This is a genomic window from Rhodovibrio sodomensis (genome assembly GCF_016583645.1).
GTDB classification, from domain to species: Bacteria; Pseudomonadota; Alphaproteobacteria; order Kiloniellales; family Rhodovibrionaceae; genus Rhodovibrio; species Rhodovibrio sodomensis.
Window position 1 is genome coordinate 1 of the sequence record NZ_NRRL01000209.1, and the last position, 3,684, is coordinate 3,684.

2 protein-coding genes are annotated in these 3,684 nt (G+C 64.1%); one reads left to right on the top strand and one right to left on the bottom strand.

Going from position 1 to position 3,684, the window contains the following annotated elements; genetic code table 11:
• Nucleotides 1–446: 446 nt before the first annotated feature.
• A complete protein-coding gene (gene ltrA / locus CKO28_RS26985; RefSeq protein ID WP_200344500.1) occupies nt 447–1,700 on the bottom strand; it encodes a group II intron reverse transcriptase/maturase in 1,254 nt (417 codons plus the stop codon).
• Nucleotides 1,701–2,250: 550 nt separating this feature from the next.
• Between ltrA and CKO28_RS26990 the strand changes: the two genes are divergently transcribed.
• Nucleotides 2,251–3,528 carry an IS256 family transposase gene (locus CKO28_RS26990; protein ID WP_200344498.1) on the top strand — a complete coding sequence of 426 codons (1,278 nt, stop codon included), beginning with the start codon at nt 2,251–2,253 and terminating at the stop codon, nt 3,526–3,528.
• The last annotated feature ends 156 nt before the right edge of the window (nt 3,529–3,684 follow it).

A 3,684-nucleotide genomic window follows, 5' to 3' on the forward strand; every position in this document is an offset into this window, starting at 1 on the left:
GGGAGACGGACCTTTAGTTATGCTGAGCTTTAACCAGCCTCGGCTACGCTAAGCGACTGATCGAAAACAGCTTTCTAAGCCGCACCCTCGCCATCTCCGCATAACCTTGGACTCCGCATAGTTCCTGTTATGCGCAGCTCTGCATAACAGGAAGATCACGCAAGGCTTTAACGCCGAATGGGGCGCTGCTTTCTACGCCGGCGTGCGCTCCGTCGTCGACACCGGCCGCCTATACGGCTTGAGCCCGCTCGCCGCCATTCGGCGCGTCCTTGCTGGCCAATCCGTTATTCTACCGGCCGCCGCCTGACCTACTCACCGGTGGGGGGGGGGCGAGTAGACCGGCGGGTCACCCCGCCGGCACCGGGTCGCCGGAGGCGGTCACCCGCCTCCGGCTCCCACAGAACGCAGCGTGCGGATCTCCCGCACTGCGCTCGTCGAAGATGGTTTCACAGCGTGGCGCACGCTCGCAGCTCGGAATACGGGAGAGCGAGCTTCGGGCGCGCGAGAGGATAGCGGGCAACGATACGCCAGAACCGCCGCCATGAGACATGGCCGGCGCGACTGCGACGGCTGAGCACATGGCGCCAATAGCGTTCAACAGCGCGATACAGGCGCTGGAGAGCGCGGAAGTTCCCGGCGACACCGTAATATGCGTAGTGCCCGCGCAGGACCTGATGGATGCAAGCCGCCTGCATCCGGAGAGGCAGGTGCCGGTTGCGCCGCATCAGATCGAACAGTCTGGAGAGACTGCGTTGAAGCCGCGACTTTTCGGTGCGCAGGCCGACCCGGAAACGTCCCTTGCGGTTATACGAACAGTACAAGGTAAAGCCCACAAAGTAGATCGTTTGCGGGCGGCGGTGCCCTTGCCTGCGCGCGTCACGCTGGGCGAACCGGCCGAACGCGACCAACTTGGTCTTATCTGGCTCCAAGCTCAGATCGAACCGGCCCAACCGCTTGCCGAGCGCATCCCGGACCCGTACGGCATCCGTCCGATATTGGAAGCACAGCACAAAGTCGTCGATGTAGCGTACCAGGTACGCTTCGCCCTGCAGCCGCGGCTTGACGACGTACTCGAACCAAAGGTCGAGGACGTAGTGCAAGTAGATGTTGCTGACCAGGACGCTGATCGAACCGCCTTGCGGTGTGCCCTGCTCGTTCGGATGCACCGTACCATCTTCCAGGACGCCAGCCTTGAGCCATCGCCGGATCAGCTTGATCAGACGAGGGTCCCCGACCCGGTGCTCCACGAATCGGAGTAGCCATTCGTGGTTCAGGCTCCCAAAGAAATCCTTCAGGTCCGCCTCCAAAACCCAACTCACCTTCTGCCCGGCAACCGCCTCATGGAGAGTTGCCAGAGCATTGTGCGCGCTGCGTCCCGGGCGTCCGCCGAACGAGCAAGGCAGGAAGTCCTGCTCATAGATCGCGGACAAAACCTCGGCAACGCTACGCTGAAGCGCACGATCCGCGACGCAGGGCACGCCCAGCGGCCGTTTCTCGTGCTTGCCGGGCTTGGGAATGTAGACCCGCCGGATCGCCGGCGCCCGGTAACCTTGTTGGTGAACCGAGCGCAGCATTGGGTCGATCCAGCTATCGAAGGTCGCTTCCGCCTCCGGCACTGTCTGGCCATCCGTGCCCGGCGCCGAGGTCCGGGGTATCTGCTGGAGATTGTCCCAGACTCGCTGTGCCTGTTCAGCGACAATAACGGTGGCCGGTGAGCGCCAGCGAGGTGAACCGGAGGTTCGGCTCGGACCGGGCCTTGGCTGCTATACGCTCCAATCCCGTTGGCATGGCTGGCGTGTCTTCTCTTTGCATAGAAGGGCCGTGTCCTCCCTCTGTGTGGAGCCCATGTCTCCTTAGAACGCATCCATCTCCGCTGGCCGCTTCCCCATGTGACCGGCTCTCCCGGCCTCCGAGTACTATCAGCCAGTCTGACTTCCACCGGGCCATCGGACCTTCCTCGCATTGCTGGCTCGTCAGAGTCTGGCCGGGAATGATCGTAGCTATATCAAGACGTTGCGGCGGCTGTTCACCTTCGAAGAAGTGCCGCCAGCCCGAGTTAAAACCGCGGAACGCGGCAACTTGCCAGCCCATGTCGCAAACCGCGTCGATACTGCGACCCGCCATAACGTATTGATTTCCTGCGGTTCATTCCGAGCTATGACCGAAACTGGGTGACGGGCTGAGAAGGAGGTGGCGTATCGTGTGGTGGCGACCAAACCAACCACGCCTCCCGGAAAGGAGCGATACGCCATGTCTGAGGATAAGGTCATTTCCTTCACGCCACCAGGGCAGATCGACGACCCGCTGACCGAAGTGCTGCGCGCCGGTGCTCGGCAGCTGCTTGAGCAGGCCGTCGAGGCCGAGCTGGAAGCCTTCCTGGCAGCCTACGCCGATCTCAAGACGGAGGATGGCCGGCAACGGCTGGTCCGGCACGGCCACGGACCCGAGCGCAACGTGCTGACGGGCATCGGATCGGTGCCGGTCCGCCGGGCGAAGGCCCGCGACCGGGGCGCTGCCAGCGATGACGACCGGATCCGCTTTACCTCGAACATCCTGCCGCGCTTCGCCCGCCGGACGCGATCGCTGGACGCGGTGTTGCCGGTTCTCTACCTGCGCGGCCTGTCGTCCGGCGACTTTCAGGAAGCGCTGACCGCGCTCATGGGGGAGCGGGCGCCAGCGTTGTCACCGCAGGTGCTGGGCCGGCTCAAGGCCGACTGGAAGGGCGATTACGAGCGCTGGCAGCAGCGCGATCTCACCGGGCGCAGCTACGTCTACCTCTGGGCCGATGGCGTCCACCTGCAGGGGCGCATGGAGGACGAGCACCAATGCATCCTGGTGCTGATCGGCGCGACCGCTGAAGGCCACAAGGAGCTGGTGGGCTTCCAGGCGGGTTTCCGCGAGAGCGCGCAGAGCTGGCGCGAGCTGCTCGTTGACCTGAAGGGCCGCGGGCTGACGATCGCGCCCAAGCTCGCCGTGGGCGACGGGGCGATGGGGTTCTGGAAAGCGCTCGATGAGGTGTTCCCCGGCGCCCGCCAGCAGCGCTGCTGGGTGCACAAGACCGCCAACGTCCTGAACAAAATGCCGAAAAGCCGGCAGAAGCAGGCGAAGGCCGATGTCCAGGCGATCTGGATGGCCGACAGCCGGGCCGACGCCGAGAAGGCGCTGGCGACGTTCGAGGCGAAGTACGGGGCCAAGTATCCGGGCGCGGTCGGCTGCCTGACCAAGGACAGGGAGGCATTGCTGGCGTTCTACGACTTCCCTGCCCAGCAATGGCAGCATATCCGCACCACGAACCCGATCGAGAGCGTGTTCGCCACCGTCCGCCACCGAACGGTTCGCACCAAGGGCTGCATGTCGCACGCCACCGCGATGACGATGGTGTTCAAGCTGGTGACCACTGCCAGCCGGACCTGGCGGCGCTTGAGTGGCAAGAACCAGTTGCCCAAGGTCGTCTATGGTGTGAAGTTCAGGGACGGTATCGAGGCGACCGACGAAGCCGCGACCATCAACGCGAGCGCCGCCGCCTGATCACGCCATCACCCAAACTCGGTCATAGCTCCAGCAAGCCTACTGCGGAGCTTTGTCGCCCACGCGGAGGATCGAGGCGATGCGTTTGTTCGCACAGAAACGGCGCTCGTCTGGACCACACAAGCGTCGTCGCCACAACACCGTCGCAGTCGGCTG

Bases quoted from the DNA above. Each gene is read 5' to 3' on its own strand.
- CKO28_RS26990 (WP_200344498.1), top strand. From the start codon at position 2,251: ATGTCTGAGGATAAGGTCATTTCCTTCACGCCACCAGGGCAGATCGAC.